The organism is Salinimicrobium xinjiangense DSM 19287, assembly GCF_000423585.1.
GTDB classification, from domain to species: domain Bacteria; phylum Bacteroidota; class Bacteroidia; order Flavobacteriales; family Flavobacteriaceae; genus Salinimicrobium; species Salinimicrobium xinjiangense.
In genome coordinates, this window is the sequence record NZ_AUIG01000011.1 from 111,980 (window position 1) to 126,665 (window position 14,686).

At 43.4% G+C, this 14,686-nt stretch carries 13 protein-coding genes and 1 tRNA gene; 5 read left to right on the top strand and 9 right to left on the bottom strand.

Features of this window, described 5'->3' with window-relative positions:
- Nucleotides 1-243: 243 nt before the first annotated feature.
- Both G564_RS0105080 and G564_RS0105085 read right to left on the bottom strand, forming a co-directional pair.
- Nucleotides 244-2,037 carry an acyl-CoA dehydrogenase family protein gene (locus G564_RS0105080; protein WP_029036705.1) on the bottom strand — a complete coding sequence of 598 codons (1,794 nt, stop codon included), beginning with the start codon at nucleotides 2,035-2,037 and terminating at the stop codon, nucleotides 244-246.
- A 398-nt stretch (nucleotides 2,038-2,435) separates the two neighbouring features.
- Nucleotides 2,436-4,454: a S9 family peptidase gene (locus G564_RS0105085; RefSeq protein WP_029036706.1), complete on the bottom strand. Its 2,019-nt coding sequence runs from the start codon at nucleotides 4,452-4,454 to the stop codon at nucleotides 2,436-2,438.
- A gap of 221 nt (nucleotides 4,455-4,675) precedes the next feature.
- Between G564_RS0105085 and G564_RS0105090 the strand changes: the two genes are divergently transcribed.
- On the top strand, nucleotides 4,676-4,972 hold the full coding sequence (locus tag G564_RS0105090) for a Bor family protein (protein ID WP_051205318.1): 297 nt from the start codon (nucleotides 4,676-4,678) through the stop codon (nucleotides 4,970-4,972).
- A 40-nt stretch (nucleotides 4,973-5,012) separates the two neighbouring features.
- The gene (locus tag G564_RS0105095; RefSeq protein ID WP_029036708.1) at nucleotides 5,013-5,219 is read left to right on the top strand and encodes a hypothetical protein; all 207 of its coding nucleotides are present in this window, start codon (nucleotides 5,013-5,015) and stop codon (nucleotides 5,217-5,219) included.
- A gap of 100 nt (nucleotides 5,220-5,319) precedes the next feature.
- Here G564_RS0105095 and G564_RS18620 read toward each other — a convergent pair whose 3' ends face one another.
- The 7 genes from G564_RS18620 to G564_RS0105125 form a co-directional block, all read right to left on the bottom strand.
- On the bottom strand, nucleotides 5,320-5,901 hold the full coding sequence (locus G564_RS18620) for an HAD hydrolase-like protein (protein ID WP_245583659.1): 582 nt from the start codon (nucleotides 5,899-5,901) through the stop codon (nucleotides 5,320-5,322).
- 21 nt (nucleotides 5,902-5,922) lie between these two features.
- Nucleotides 5,923-6,114, bottom strand: coding sequence for an HAD family hydrolase (locus G564_RS20660; RefSeq protein ID WP_245583660.1), 192 nt, complete (start codon nucleotides 6,112-6,114; stop codon nucleotides 5,923-5,925).
- A gap of 84 nt (nucleotides 6,115-6,198) precedes the next feature.
- Nucleotides 6,199-6,555 carry a hypothetical protein gene (locus G564_RS0105105; protein WP_029036709.1) on the bottom strand — a complete coding sequence of 119 codons (357 nt, stop codon included), beginning with the start codon at nucleotides 6,553-6,555 and terminating at the stop codon, nucleotides 6,199-6,201.
- 281 nt (nucleotides 6,556-6,836) lie between these two features.
- Complete coding sequence (locus G564_RS0105110; protein WP_029036710.1) at nucleotides 6,837-8,063, bottom strand: ammonium transporter; 1,227 nt, start codon at nucleotides 8,061-8,063, stop codon at nucleotides 6,837-6,839.
- Nucleotides 8,064-8,402: a P-II family nitrogen regulator gene (locus tag G564_RS0105115; RefSeq protein ID WP_029036711.1), complete on the bottom strand. Its 339-nt coding sequence runs from the start codon at nucleotides 8,400-8,402 to the stop codon at nucleotides 8,064-8,066.
- 624 nt (nucleotides 8,403-9,026) lie between these two features.
- A complete protein-coding gene (locus G564_RS0105120) occupies nucleotides 9,027-9,998 on the bottom strand; it encodes a type I phosphomannose isomerase catalytic subunit (RefSeq protein ID WP_029036712.1) in 972 nt (323 codons plus the stop codon).
- A 135-nt stretch (nucleotides 9,999-10,133) separates the two neighbouring features.
- Nucleotides 10,134-10,215: transfer RNA gene (locus G564_RS0105125), tRNA-Leu, on the bottom strand.
- Between the two features lie 279 nt (nucleotides 10,216-10,494).
- On the opposite strand from G564_RS0105125, the gene G564_RS0105135 reads away from it, so the two are divergent.
- The 3 genes from G564_RS0105135 to G564_RS20775 all read left to right on the top strand — a co-directional run bounded on the left by G564_RS0105135 (nucleotide 10,495) and on the right by G564_RS20775 (nucleotide 14,686).
- Complete coding sequence (locus tag G564_RS0105135) at nucleotides 10,495-11,895, top strand: dipeptidase (protein WP_029036713.1); 1,401 nt, start codon at nucleotides 10,495-10,497, stop codon at nucleotides 11,893-11,895.
- A 311-nt stretch (nucleotides 11,896-12,206) separates the two neighbouring features.
- A complete protein-coding gene (locus tag G564_RS0105140) occupies nucleotides 12,207-12,572 on the top strand; it encodes a BlaI/MecI/CopY family transcriptional regulator (RefSeq protein WP_029036714.1) in 366 nt (121 codons plus the stop codon).
- 2 nt (nucleotides 12,573-12,574) lie between these two features.
- Nucleotides 12,575-14,686, top strand: a complete 2,112-nt coding sequence (locus G564_RS20775; protein ID WP_051205319.1) for a M56 family metallopeptidase — start codon at nucleotides 12,575-12,577, stop codon at nucleotides 14,684-14,686.

The following is a 14,686-nucleotide window of genomic DNA, read 5'->3' on the forward strand; positions in this document are numbered from 1 at the left end:
ACAAGGTCATTTAAAATTAGACTCTGAATTCGCGGGATTATGATTGCTCCAGTCGCTAAAAGGTTTCTGCGCAATGGGGTAAGGCCACATACGTAACCCGTAACCCGGAACCGGCAACAGGAAGCAGGGAACAGAAATCCCAGGCACCAAATTCCACATTCCAAAATGAATAACTTACTCAAAAAAAGTCTTGGCTCTTGGTTCTTGGCTCTCTCCTTGAACCTTAAACATTAATCCTTGAACCTACACATACCTCCCTTCAGCTATCATGCTTTGGGCGATCCTTCTCCTTGCCTCCTTCAGGTTAAACCTGACGGGTTTGGTGAAATGCTTTAATCCCATTAATAACAAGCTACGCTCCTCCCCTTCGGCAAAGCCCAGGATGGCCTCCTGTCCTGCCTGCCTTAAATTTTCGACCGATTCATACACAAAGACGCGGCTGATGTCATGAAAAGTTACAGTATCTATCTCTCCCGCACCAGGTCCATGATTTCCGGTTTTTGTTAGTACGCTTTCCAGTACGTATGCCTGAATGATCATATCTGAAATATGCATCAGCACCTCCTGTTCTTCCTTTAGCTTCTTTCCAAGCCGCTTTGCAGCGGCACCAGCAATGAGAAGACTAACTTTTTTGAGATTTTCGAGAACCTCGAAGGCTGTTTCCGGTGCATCTTCTACCTTCTCGTTTTCCTTCGGAAGGGAGCTGACTTCCTGCCGGACATTTTCGGCCGCCTGTAGCAGCTCCAGCTCACCATTCATGGCTTTCTTCAGCAGCATATCCACAATCAGCATCCGGTTGATCTCATTAGTGCCCTCGTATATACGGGTGATGCGGGCATTACGGTACAGCCTTGCCATGGGCGCGTCTTCAGAAAATCCCATTCCCCCAAAAATCTGCACCCCCTCATCGACCACCAGGCCCAGGCATTCAGAACCGAAAACCTTCACGATGGCACATTCGATCCCGTAAGCCAATACCGCGGCGTTCTCTGCCTTTTCTTCGGAAAGACCTTCAGCTTTTAAAAAGCCCATTTTCTCATCGATAAGGTATCCCGTATGGTAGGTTGCGGCCTCCAGGGCAAAGATCCTTACCGCCATTTGTGCCAGCTTATGCTGAATAGCCCCGAAGTGAGCAATGGGGCTCCCGAACTGCTTTCGGTTGTTAGCGTATTCCACGGCCAGGTCAAAGGCCCTTTTTGAGGTACCTATGGCCGCTGCACCCAGTTTGATGCGACCCGAATTCAGCACGCTGAGGGCGATCTTAAAACCTTCCTCCCTTTTTCCCAGCATATTTTCCGCTGGAACCCGCACCTCATTAAAGAACACCTGCCGCGTAGAGGAACCTTTAATTCCCATCTTGCGCTCTTCCTCACCCAGGCTGATGCCTCCAAAATCCTTTTCCACAATAAAGGCAGACAGGTTTTTGTCATCCTCCACTTTGGCGAACACGAGGAAGATATTGGCAAATCCGGAATTGGTGATCCACATTTTTTGTCCGGTGAGCAGGTAAGCGGCGCCGTCTTCCACAGGTGTGGCTCTGGTCTTTCCGGAGTTGGCATCAGAGCCTGAGTCAGGTTCGGTAAGGCAATAGCAGCTTTTCCACTCTCCGCTCACCAGTTTTGGCAGGTATCGCTGCTTCTGGGCGGGAGAACCGTAGAAGAGGATGGGTGAAATGCCAATGCTGGTCTGCACCCCAAAGGTGGGGGAGAATCCAGACACCCGGCCCACCTCCTCCACCACTCTGAGGCTGGTGGTAAACGAAACCGGCATGCCTCCGTATTCCTCAGAAATACCAAGCCCCAGCAGCCCCAGACCCCCCGCTTTTTCCAGCAGGGCCACCGAGCGGCTGTGCTCCTTTTGATGTTCTATCTCCTCTGCCAGGGGTTGCACGTCACGTTGAACGAATTCCTTTACGCTGCCAAGGATCATCTGCTCTTCTTCGGAAAGACCTTCGTTATAAGAAGGATTCACTTTCGCCCGATAAATCAAAAAATCGCCTCCGGTGCGTTGATCTGTGGTTTCTTGTGGTGTTTTCATAGTTAATTGAATTAACCTTTCGATTGTCCCGCAAAGGCAGTAATTACCTTTCTAATTTACATCGTTTTAGATCATTAATTAAATTTTGGCTTTTATATCTTTATCATAAGATTAAATCTCAAGCACCAAATTCCAAATTCCAAATAGATTAGCTTACTCAAACAAGTCTTAACTCCTGGTTCTTGGTCCTTGATTCTTTTTCACAACCCGCAACCGGCAACCGGCAACAGGTAACAGGAAACAGAAATTCCAAGCATTTACCCGCCGGAGCCATAGTAGGCGAAGGAGGGCCAAATTCCAACCAGAATAGCGTACTCAGTCAAAAACCTAAATCATGGCTCTTGATTCTTTTTCACACCCCGCAACTGGGAACCGGCAACCGGCAACAGGGAACCGGTTTACTCCCTGTATTTCTCAAACCACGCCAAAATAGCCGCTACTTTAGCAACAAGATTACTGGGCCTGTTGGCAATTCCGTGTGAGGCACCGGGGATGCGAACCATGGCTGCATCAACACCCTCCAGTTTAAGCGCTGTATAATATTGTTCAGATTCTGCTATTGGTGTGCGGTAATCTTCCTCTCCCGTTAAAAGCATCGTAGGTGTGGTCACATTCTCCACAAGAGAGATGGGGGATCGCTTCATATAATGTTCAGGATCTTCCCAAGGCTTGGAAGGGAACCAGTATTTATAAAAGAAACCCGGATTATCTGCATAAAGCACAAAGCTGTACCAGTTGATCACCGGCTTTGCCACAACGGCTGCACTAAACCGATTGTTCTTTCCAATGATCCATGCCGTTAGTACTCCGCCGCCGCTGCCTCCGGTTACGAACAGGTTCTTTTCCTCAATAAAGCCTTTTTGAATTACAGCATCTACCCCACTCATGAGATCGTCATAATCCTGATTTGGATAGTTGTGATGGATCAGGTTTCCGAATTCTGCACCATAACCACTGCTCCCCCGCGGATTGGCGTAAAGCACCACATAACCTGCCGCGGCAAAAGCCTGTATCTCTGCTGAAAAAACAGATCCGTAGCTCGCGAAAGGGCCACCGTGGATCTCAAGGATAAAAGGGTATTTCTTGTTCGGATCAAAGTCTGGCGGAGTCACCAGCCAGCCCTGAATTTCCCTTTGATCAAAAGAAGATTTCCAGGTCATCTCTTGCACATTTCCCAGTTCGCGGTAGGAGAAAAGATCTTCATTTAGGTTCGTAATTCGTATTACATTTCTTCCGTCCTTCACGGCAAGATCGGCGGGATGTGCCGGAGTACCGAGTGTGTAAGCCAGCTTTCCGTTATTAGAAACTGAAAAAGCAGCCGCATTATAGGGTCTCCCGAGGGAAAGTCCGCCAAGATCTTCGGCAACTGTTTCGGTTTTTCCTTTCAGGTCGATGTGTCCAATTTTCGTTTTTCCGCGGTCGTTGTAGTGGAAATAAAGGCCTCTGCCCTTTCCATCCCACTGAATATTCTCTATATCCCTGTCAAAATCAGCCGACAGATGCCGTATGTTTGACCCATCAGGATTCATAACGTAAAGTTCGCTCATCTGGTAACCCAGGTATTCATCGTCATAGCCGGTGAAGGCGATGAGATCCCCTTTGGGAGAAACTTCCGGACTGCTGTCGGGTCCTAGTCTTTCAGTAAGCGGTTTTATTTCTCCGGAAGCTACTTGCAGCTCATAAATTTCAGAGTTATTCGGCTCCAGGTCCGAGTCCTCATGCAGATTGGCCGAGAAATATAACTTGCTGTCATCTGCTGACCATTCCGGCGCACCGAGGTTTTCATTTTCAGAAGTTAGCTGTCTGGGAGTTCCACCGTCAGTCGAAACGATAAAGATCTGGTTGTTTCCGGATTTTAGGTATCCCTGCCCGTCCCCCCGGTACTTAAGCTGATCAATATAAACAGGGGCATCATTCCATTTCGCACCTTCGGGCTTCTGCGGAAGTTTAACAATGGACTCCTGCTGCTGCGGAACGAACATGGTAAAAGCCAGTTGATCACCTTTATTGGACCAGCTCACATTGCCGGGGGTTTTTGAGGTATTGGTAAGCGGAAAAGTTTCCCGGGTATCCATCCACATGAGAAAAAGTTTCATTTTCTCATCCTGCTGATTTGAAAGGAAGACGATCTTGCTCCCATCAGGTGACCAGCGCGGGGAAACATCATTTTGATTTCCGGAAGTAAGCGGCCGGTTCTGACTACCATCGGCATTTACGATCCAGAGATTGGAATGACTGCGATCTGTCATAATATCTTTAAAATTCCTCACGTAAATGATCTTCTTTCCATCGGGAGAGATCTGGGGGTCTGAAACAAATTCCAGATCAAAGAAATCTGTGAGCTCCAGCGGAGATTTTTGAGCAGAGACAAGCGTACCTACAAAAAGTAGCAGGAACAAGGGAAATATTTTTTTCATGTAAGGTGAATTTTGCTTGGCTCAAAATACAAAAACCCAGCAATATTTGGTCAATTACATTGTTCCTAATCCAGAACTCCCAAAAACTTTACTTATTCAAAGAACTTTCTTAAAATATAGCTAATTTTTATATATTCGCAGTCCCTACGCTATTCTTCAGCCTATTACCGGACTGAAGGTTTGAACCATTTTTAAATTTTATCTAACCAAAAAATCATCCAATGATCAAACAATTGGCAAAAATGACCGCTGTTGCTTTTACAGCATCAATTCTTCTAACTTCCTGTTTTTCCTACACTTCGGTAGTAGGGAATGGAGCTCAGGGTAATCAAGAGGTTACCAAGTGGAATCACTATGTAATTTATGGATTGGCCCCCGTGGGAGTATCAGATTCTAAAGCAATGGCCGATGGAGCAGAGAACTACACCGTTCACACCAGACAAACTTTTGTAAACGGATTGGTAAATGCACTAACTTTTGGACTTTACACTCCAACAACTACGACAGTTACCAAGTAATTTTTAATCGGGCGGGTAATTCCGCCCTTTTTTCTTACCCATGAAAAAAGTCATTTTCGGAATCCTTTTCCTATTCACATTATTTCTGGCCGTACAGATTTTCGACATTCTGGTTAGTGATTTTGATCGTCTTACAGAATATGGTTACGGTTACCTCGCCGGAAAAGCTGTTCTCTTCATCCTCCTGCTTTCAGCAAATATTCTTGTTGGAATAACAATTCACAGAGACTCTGTGAGTAAAAATTAGCTTCTACTAGTCTGACTGTTTAATATTGAAGAAAAGCCCTTCCCCTGAGTTTCCCGATGAAGAGCTTTTATCGTTTTTACTTACTTACCTGAGAAATAGCTTAAGCGAAGGCCTTGTTGTGAAGATTGAAAACCTCCTCAAGGTCCAGGTCCATTACCGAATCGACAATAATATCGGGTTTGAAGGCATAATCATTAAGACTTTCTCTTGTGGAAATGCCCGAAAGGGTTAGGATGGTAGTATATCCCAGCTGCACGCCTCCAAGAATATCGGTATCCATAGTGTCGCCTATGATCACCGTCTCTTTTGCTTCCAGACCTAGATATTTCCTTGCAGAACGCATCATCACCGGACTCGGTTTCCCCACCGAAAATGCCTTTTTACCTGTGGCTTCTTCTATCATTGCCACTACAGCACGGATTCCCAGATTGGTCCAGCCTGTCTTTTTTGGAGATGGATCAAGATTGGTCGCAATTAATCTCGAGCCGGACAGGATCATATCTACAGCTGCATTCACCATTTCTAATGTGAAATTGCGTCCTTCTCCCACTACAACAAAGTCGGGTCGCTGATTGACCAGATTGTAACCTTCGCGGGCCAAGCTGGTGATCAGGCCTCCTTCTCCAAGCACATATGCACTGCCGTGCGGCTTCATAAACGATAGAAAAGAAGCTGTTGCCATAGCACTGGTGTAGACATTCTGCTAGGTAATATTTATTCCCATTTTTGCCACTTTATTCACGGCATCCAGCGGAGTACGCTGACTGTTATTGGTCATGAAAAGGAACGGGATCTCCTTTTCCTGTAATTGTTCGATAAATCTATCGGCTCCCGGGATCAGAGTATCGTTACCATAGATCACCCCATCCATATCTATTAAAAATCCTTTTTTCATAGCTTTGTTTTTATGGTTATTTAAGCTCAGCGGAGGGTTAAAACGCTTTTCAGAAGGCAATTCCATATGTAAGAAAAACGGGAGCTACAGAATAGACATCCTGTCGTCGAGCCTTTTCCCCTGAAAAACCTTTGCATAAAATTCCAGATCTCCTCTTTTGCTCTTGTATGAAGCGGTTAGCCTGTTGGCAATCTCTGTAAGCGGAAAACTGTAAACCTGGATCGTGGGATAGGTCTTTGCACTTTGTTGTGATTCATTTATACCAATTTCTATGTGCTCCATGGCAGCATTGTAGCAAACATATTTTGCATACAGATTATGCTTTATTATTTCCACCAGCGCTTCAGGCACTTTTTTGGTGGTTCTGCATTCCCTGATCATCAATTTCAGGGAGGATTTCCAAAGAGCATTCACTTCAGATTGAGTCACATAAGCCGCCATAATATTTAGTTTTAAAGATTAGCAATAAAATATTCCTTCTACAGATAATATAATTACAAAGAAGCCAAATTAGCAGAATTAAACTATTTAAAATGAGCAGTTTAGTTAAATTTCAGAAAATAATGAAATTGCAAAAATGAAGAGGTTTAAATCGTGAATTTCAGAATTTCGACCTGCTCAAATTTTCAAACCTTCAGCTTTGCCAATAAAGTTATCTCAACAATACCTCTCAAAAAGGGCTTTTTTGGAACCTCTTTAACAGTTAAGAATGCTCAAAACGACTATTCGTACTTCAATTCTGCATAAGCAGCGGTACCATGTTCATGTACATCAAGGCCTTCGATCTCCTCCTGCTCGCTTACTCTAAGCTCCTTTAAGCGCTTCAGGAGTGAGAATATTCCGTAGGAGGTAAGCCCAGCAAAAATTCCGACGGCGCTTATTCCAATTACCTGCGATAACAGTTGCCCCCATCCCGCCATGCTTCCGAAGATGCCAACCGCAAGCGTGCCCCAAATTCCGCAGGTAAGATGCACAGAAACTGCTCCCACAGGATCATCCAGTTTTTTCTTTTCCAGAAATGCTACAGAAAGAACAATAAGTATCCCCGATACAGCTCCAATAAGGAATGCGTCCCAGATCCCCATTACATCGGCGGAGGCCGTTATCCCCACGAGTCCGCCCAGGATCCCGTTAAGCACCATAGACAGATCATTGGCTTTATACCTGAGTCTTGTAAAAATAAAGGCACTCAATCCTCCCGCCGAAGCTGCAATACAGGTGGTTACCAGAACAAGCGATGTGGCGGCGGGATTGGCCGAAAGGACAGAGCCGCCGTTAAATCCAAACCACCCAAACCAAAGGAGAAAGGCTCCTACCGTTGAAAGCGGAATGCTGTGCCCCGGAATTACCTTGATCTCTCCCTCCCCAAACTTTCCAATCCGCGGACCTAAAAGATAGATACCGATCAAAGCAGCCCACCCCCCTACAGAATGTACAAGAGTAGAACCTGCAAAATCATAAAAACCGAGCTCATCTAAAAAGCCTCCGCCCCATTTCCACATTCCGGTAATGGGATAGACGAGGCCTACATATATTATTGCAAAGGCGATGAAGCCGGTGAGCTTGATCCTTTCGGCCACTGCACCGGATACTATGGTCGCAGCTGTTGCCGCAAACATAGCCTGAAAGAGAAAATCTGTATAGAAGGTGTAATTACCCCCGGCATATTCCGGAGATAAGCCGTTCTCGGGAAGCGGAATACCAAAACCTGAAAATCCCAAAATTCCTCCTGCGAAGATCTCTCCGGGATACATTAAACTAAAGCCTATGAGCGTATAGGTGAGGATGCCTATGATAATCACCATTACATTTTTAAATAGAATATTGATGGTATTCTTTGCCCTTGTAAGACCAATTTCCAGCAGGGAAAACCCCAGGTGCATAATAAAGACCAGGATAATGCAGAGCATCATCCACACATTGTTGATTGCAAAGTTCAAGTTTTCCATTTAGTTGAGAGATTTAGTTCCTGTTTCTTTCGTTCTAATCCGGTAGGCTTCTTCTATGGTTGAGACAAAGACTTTACCGTCTCCCACCTTTCCCGTGTGGGCTGTATTTAGGAGTACCTGCACGGTTTCGTCCAGTTTCTCTTCGGAAACCACAATGGACAACATGCGCCGCGGAATATCTGTCGTACTATAAGCCACTCCGCGATAGACATGTCCGTGGGTTTCATTTCCCACTCCTGTAGCCTCCCAGTACGTAAAAAATACCACGCCAATTTCCTGAAGCGCCTGCTTCACCTCCTGAAATTTTTCACTGCGGATAATTGCTTCTACTTTTTTCATTTCAAATGATTTTCTGCAGATAAAATTATATAATTTCATACAACACCCCCTAATAAAACAGGTTAAAGTTCTAAAATTTGCATAATTAATAATTTACACCCCCTAAATTATTGGGGTGTAAATTATTAATAACCTATTTTTAATTAGATGATAAAGAGAAGAGGTTCAAAAATGATCCTTTAAAGAAAAAAGTCCGATTTTCCCCTTTTTGACAGGTAAGCAACGGACAAATTTTTAATGTAAAATGACAGAAAACTCAGGCAGGTAAGAAAACCGTAAATAGCTTCAGCTATATACAGATTAAATATCATTCTTATTCGGCCGCTCCGGGACGTGGTTATCTTTCGGAAAGATCACCCGCTTTATCATAGATCATATACCTAAAAATAATGCGAACGTTGAGATAGTCCATGTTGCAGGACCTTCTTTTTTTGGTAGAATATATCCGGGGATTAAACCTCAATAATCAACTGAAAAATCGGTAATTTAAAAAGGAAAGCAATCAAATATCTCTAGCCGCCATTGAATGCTCTAAAACAAAAGGTAAAGAGAATAGAGTAATCAAAAATATTCTAAGATCAAATAAGCATATTCGGTTCTAAAACATTTATTATTAACTGCTGCTTATGCCACAAACACTTCCAGCAGCTCTGCTCCTTCGGATTTTATTTGCACCTCATTATTTTCTGCCGGAATAAGCAGGGTTTGCCCCTGGACTATTCTTTCTGAATTTCCGTTCACGCTGATTACCGCTTCCCCACTTACACACATATAGATGACAAAGGAATCAAGGTGGGAGTAGTCTTTCCGAATGTTTCCGCTCACCGGAAGGAAATTTGTTGTGAAGTATTCACAGCTGGCAACATTAGCGGACTGATTTTCAACCCGTGAATATTCTTTTCGGAAATCATCTTTCTTTTCGAAATCAATGGCATCAAGAGCAAGATCTGTATGCAGTTCCCGGGAATTCCCCTGTTCATCGACTCTATTCCAGTCGTAAATACGGTAGGTAATATCTGAAGTTTGCTGAATCTCTGCTAATAATACTCTGGCGCCAATAGCATGAACTTTTCCGGTGTTGATAAAAAAGGCGTCTCCCTTTTTCACTTTTTCGAAATTCAGCAGCTCGGTGATCTTTCCGGAATTGAGATGCTCCAGGTATTCAGCTTTAGAAATGCTCTTTTTGAAGCCTATATTGATCTCTGCTCCCTCATCTGCCTGTATGATGTACCACATTTCTGTTTTTCCGAAGGAGTTATGCCTCTTTTTAGCAAGTTCATCATTTGGATGCAGCTGCACCGAAAGTTCTGTATTTGCATCAATGAATTTTATAAGCAGGGGAAATTCAGGACCAAACTTCTCAAAATTCTTCTCCCCTAAAAGCCGTTCTCCATACTGCTCTAAAAGGGTATTTAAGGTCTCTCCTTTTAAGGGTCCGTTTTCCACAACCGAAATATTGCCTTTCACTCCCGAAATCTCCCAACTTTCCCCGGTTCTTTCAGAAGTTGATGGCTTATTAAGGATTTGTTTTAGTTTATTTCCACCCCAGATCTTTTCCTTGAGAATGGGTTGAAAACGGATAGGATAATTAAGCATTTTTAGCTGATTGGAATTGCAAAGATAAAAAAAGCCGGTCCGCTTTCTATGCAAAAAGACGATAGAGTCTTCAGGTCTTATATTTAAGAAAATAGCGGAAATAAAAAACCTCTCAGTTTCCTGAGAGGCTTTTTGTGCGGGCGAGAGGACTCGAACCTCCACACCTTGCGGCACTAGATCCTAAGTCTAGCGTGTCTACCAATTCCACCACGCCCGCCTGGTATTTACGCTGCTCATGCCTTTCGGGAATTTCCCGGCGGGCAGGCCCGCGTTGATAATTTCAATAAGTTTGCTTGTTGTAAGCGGATGCAAATATAAGTATAAGTTTGAATCTGCAAATAGGAAAATAAAAATTTTTCTCCCTGATGGAGAAAAATTTTTATTTGGTATTGAGATATGAGTAGTGAGTATCGAGATTTTCCATACTCCTACCAATACTGAAGACTAATTACTCAATACAATTTTTTACCTTTACTTTCTTACCAAAAAACAAAGCATGCAAGACATAAAAAATTATGTAGATCAGAACAAAGAGCGCTTTATAGATGAGCTGATTCAGCTTCTGAAAATTCCTTCAATCAGCGCTGACTCGAAGTATAAAAATGACCTTTTAAACACTGCCCAAGCCGTAAAGCAAAGTTTACTTGATGCCGGTTGCGATGTAGCCGAGATCCATGAAACCCCCGGACATCCCGTGGTCTATGGGGAGAAAATTATTGATGAGAACTTACCCACGGTTCTTGTTTATGGTCATTACGATGTGCAGCCGCCAGATCCTCTTGAGCTATGGGAGAGTCCGCCGTTTGAGCCGGTGATCAAAAAAACCCAGACTCACCCCGAAGGTGCCATTTTTGCCAGGGGAGCCTGTGACGATAAGGGCCAGATGTACATGCATGTGAAGGCACTGGAGTATATGACGAAAAACAACGAACTCCCTTGTAATATCAAGTTCATGATCGAAGGTGAAGAAGAAGTTGGAAGTGAGCATCTGGGCTGGTTTATAGAGATGAACCGGGAAAAGCTGCAAAACGACGTCATCCTCATAAGTGATACCGGAATGATCGCCAAAGATACTCCCTCAGTTACTACCGGTCTGCGCGGACTCAGTTATATGGAAGTGGAAGTGACGGGGCCAAACCGCGATCTCCACAGCGGACTCTACGGTGGGGCGGTAGCCAATCCAATTAATGTACTTTCTAAGATGATCGCCTCCCTGCAGGATGAAGATAACCGTATCACTATTCCGGGATTTTATGATGATGTAGTGGAATACAGCGAAGAGGAAAGAGCAAAAATGGCCGAAGCTCCTTTTGACCTGGAGGAATATAAAAAGAAACTGAACATAGAAGATGTGCAGGGTGAGGCAGGTTATTCCACCCTCGAACGCGCTTCTATTCGTCCCACTCTTGATGTAAACGGCATCTGGGGCGGATATATTGGAGAAGGTGCCAAAACGGTGTTGCCTTCAAAAGCTTACGCAAAGATCTCCATGCGTTTGGTAAGTGACCAGGACTGGAAAAAGATCAGTCAGCTATTCACCAAACATTTTGAAAGTCTGGCGCCAAAGTCTGTAAAGGTGAAGGTGACTACCCATCATGGCGGACAAGCCTATGTGACACCCATCGATACCCTGGAATACCAGGCGGCCAATGATGCATATGCTGAAGTTTTTGGTAAGGATCCTATTCCGCAGCACAGTGGAGGAAGCATTCCTATTGTTTCTTTATTCGAAAAGGAGCTCAACAGCAAGACTATCCTAATGGGCTTCGGACTCGACACAGATGCTATCCATTCGCCGAATGAGCACTTCGGAATATGGAATTATCTGAAAGGCATTGAAACCATTCCCTATTTCTTCAAGCATTTCACTAAATTGAAACAAGCGGAGAAAAAGTGATCAGTGGTCGGTGATCAGTGATCAGAATTTTTAGACCTCACAGTTTTTGAAATCTGTGAGGTCTTTTTTTTAACCAACCCCTTTCAGCGGTTATCAACCCTGAAAGCGGGTGTTTGATAATTCACTCGTCGAGCTGTAATGTCTTTTTGTTCAGGAATTTACTTTTTTTTTAAATTCCTTGCTTTATCTCTTTAGACCTACAAGGTTCGGAAAACCTTGCTGGTCTTTAACAAACATTTTTCTAGTTCTACGCTTGTAGAATAAAATATTTATTCTACATTTGTAGATATACATCTAAAGTTGTAGAACAAATGCAATTATCCAAAGCCGAAGAACAACTCATGCAGATCCTCTGGAAACAGGATAAAGCTTTCATGAAAGACCTCATCGATGCCTATCCTAATCCCAAACCTGCTCAAACCACTGTTGCTACACTGCTAAAGCGGATGCAGGATAAGAACTTTGTTGACTACAAGCAGTATGGAAGATCCCGGGAGTATTTTCCCCTGGTAAGAAAGAAAGACTACTTCTCAAAGCAGGTAAACGGCATGATCAAGAACTTCTTCAACGATTCTGCATCGCAATTTGCCTCTTTCTTTACCAAAGAAGCTAATCTGAGTAAGGAGGAACTGGAGGAATTGCGAAGCCTTATAGACCGCGAAATAAAAAATAAATAGCTATGGAAATGTACCTGTTGAAATCAGCTGCCTGCCTGGCAATTTTGATACTCTTTTATAAGCTGCTGCTGGAGAAGGAGAACATGCACGTATTCAAAAGATTCTACCTGCTTGCCGTACCGGTGATTTCATTCGGAATTCCTGCAATTAGCTTTCCTGAATATATTACAGTTTCATCTGAAGGTACAGCCTTCTTCAGCACGATTTCAACTCCTGAAACCACAGCTGAATTTCCCCTTTTTGAAGTGCTATTAAGCAGCCTTTATATTTTGGGAGTGCTTTTCTTCGGAAGCAGATTCCTTTTCAACCTTAGTTCTCTTCTGAAGAGAGCGAAAAAAAATCCAAAAATAAAAGCTGCCAGTGCCATACATGTGCTTTTAAAAGAGGAAGTTATTCCCCACACCTTCTGGAGTTACATCTATCTCAACCGGAAAAGATTTGAGACAAAACAAATTCCACAGGAAGTACTGGATCATGAACTGGCTCACGTAAGGCAAAAACACAGTGCAGATATTCTATTCATGGAAATTTTGCAGGTGCTTCTATGGTTCCTTCCTTTTATATACCTGCTAAAAAAAGCTGTAAAGCTCAATCACGAATTTCTTGCCGACAGTGCAGTATTACGGGGGACAGAAAACATCAGTCTTTACCAACAAATGCTGCTTTCCTTTTCATCGGGGGAGCAGAACGAACTTGTCAATTCAATCAATTATCAATCAATCAAAAAACGATTTACAGTTATGAAAAAACAACCCTCTCAAAAGGCCGTTTTACTCAGGACATTTATTTTCCTGCCTCTGCTGGCCGTACTTCTCTACAGCTTTAGTGGCCGGGAAACAGTGCTAGTAGAAAAAGATACGACGAACAACGAACTCCTTCAGGAAAAAGCCACACCCGAAATGGTTGCTGACTATAATCTATTGGCCCAGAAATACAATTCCGACTGGAATACTACAAAAGTGACCTTCATCCCGAATGACCTTATTAAAATGCAGGAAATTTATAAAGTGATGACCCCAGAACAAAAAAGGGATGCAGAGCCTTATCCAAAAATACCCGAAGATTATAACTATCAAAAAATCGCTACTCCAGAAATGGTTAAGGAATATAACGAACTGGCAAAAATGCTGAAGAATTACAACAAGAAATCCAACAATGGACAATCTTTGCCAAAAGATTTATCTCCTATAAAAATTAAGGAAATCAAAAGGATGAGATATCTCCACAGTATAATGACCGAAGAACAAAAAGAGAAAGCAGAACCATTACCTGGAATATACCCTCCCCCTCCACCTCCACCAACTAAGGATTCTGATAATTCAACTCCGCCCCAACAAATAAATTTTTACGACTTGGCCGCAGATGGAGTAACTTTTTACCACAGAGGAAAACCTATTGATGTTGAAAAAGCGAAAAACTTGGTTGAGGTTCAGAAAACTGCAAATTTAAAATTGCCTATTAACGGCATAAATAAGGTTGCTATATTAGTTGACAAAACAGAAGCGAAAGAAGGAAATAAATTATCTCCCGAAAGAGTAAATCTCTACGATTTGGCCGCATATGGAGCAGCTTTTTACTACAAAGGAAAAACTATTGATGTTGAAAAAGCAAGGGAGCTGGTGGAGGTTCAGAAAATTGCATTCATTGAATTACCTATTATAGGCAGTGAAAACCCTATAGTAAAATTAACCGACAAAAAGGGTTCAAATAGTCAATCTACTCCACCACCACCGGCACCAACCGTAGATAAAGTTGGTAATGTACCGGCACCCCCGCCACCTCCGCCACCGGTTCCAAGTGTAACTAAAGAAGGAAATGTACCGCCACCGCCGACTCCCCCAACTACACAGCAGGGCGAAATACCTCTTCCTCCTCCTCCGCCACCGGTACCTCAAAATGTTGATGTTCCAATGCCTCCACCGCCACCGCCTTCTCCCATAGAGGCTATGAAAAACTGGATGGAAGAGGGTGCAGAATTCTACCTCAACGGAAAGAAAGTCACCGGCGAAAAGGCATTTGAGGTAGTAAAAGAAAATAATGGTAAAAACCTGAGCGTACAGGTAGAGGAAAATGCTTCAGGAAAAACAGTGAGATTATCAGATAACAAAAGATAA

Coding starts and splice junctions, on each gene's coding strand:
- G564_RS20775 (WP_051205319.1), top strand. CDS start 12,575: ATGGAAATGTACCTGTTGAAATCAGCTGCCTGCCTGGCAATTTTGATA.
- G564_RS0105135 (WP_029036713.1), top strand. CDS start 10,495: ATGCAAGACATAAAAAATTATGTAGATCAGAACAAAGAGCGCTTTATA.
- G564_RS0105115 (WP_029036711.1), bottom strand. CDS start 8,402: ATGAAAAAAGTAGAAGCAATTATCCGCAGTGAAAAATTTCAGGAGGTG.
- G564_RS0105085 (WP_029036706.1), bottom strand. CDS start 4,454: ATGAAAAAAATATTTCCCTTGTTCCTGCTACTTTTTGTAGGTACGCTT.
- G564_RS0105110 (WP_029036710.1), bottom strand. CDS start 8,063: ATGGAAAACTTGAACTTTGCAATCAACAATGTGTGGATGATGCTCTGC.
- G564_RS0105080 (WP_029036705.1), bottom strand. CDS start 2,037: ATGAAAACACCACAAGAAACCACAGATCAACGCACCGGAGGCGATTTT.
- G564_RS0105120 (WP_029036712.1), bottom strand. CDS start 9,998: ATGCTTAATTATCCTATCCGTTTTCAACCCATTCTCAAGGAAAAGATC.
- G564_RS18620 (WP_245583659.1), bottom strand. CDS start 5,901: ATGGCAACAGCTTCTTTTCTATCGTTTATGAAGCCGCACGGCAGTGCA.
- G564_RS0105140 (WP_029036714.1), top strand. CDS start 12,207: ATGCAATTATCCAAAGCCGAAGAACAACTCATGCAGATCCTCTGGAAA.
- G564_RS20660 (WP_245583660.1), bottom strand. CDS start 6,114: ATGAAAAAAGGATTTTTAATAGATATGGATGGGGTGATCTATGGTAAC.
- G564_RS0105095 (WP_029036708.1), top strand. CDS start 5,013: ATGAAAAAAGTCATTTTCGGAATCCTTTTCCTATTCACATTATTTCTG.
- G564_RS0105105 (WP_029036709.1), bottom strand. CDS start 6,555: ATGGCGGCTTATGTGACTCAATCTGAAGTGAATGCTCTTTGGAAATCC.
- G564_RS0105090 (WP_051205318.1), top strand. CDS start 4,676: ATGATCAAACAATTGGCAAAAATGACCGCTGTTGCTTTTACAGCATCA.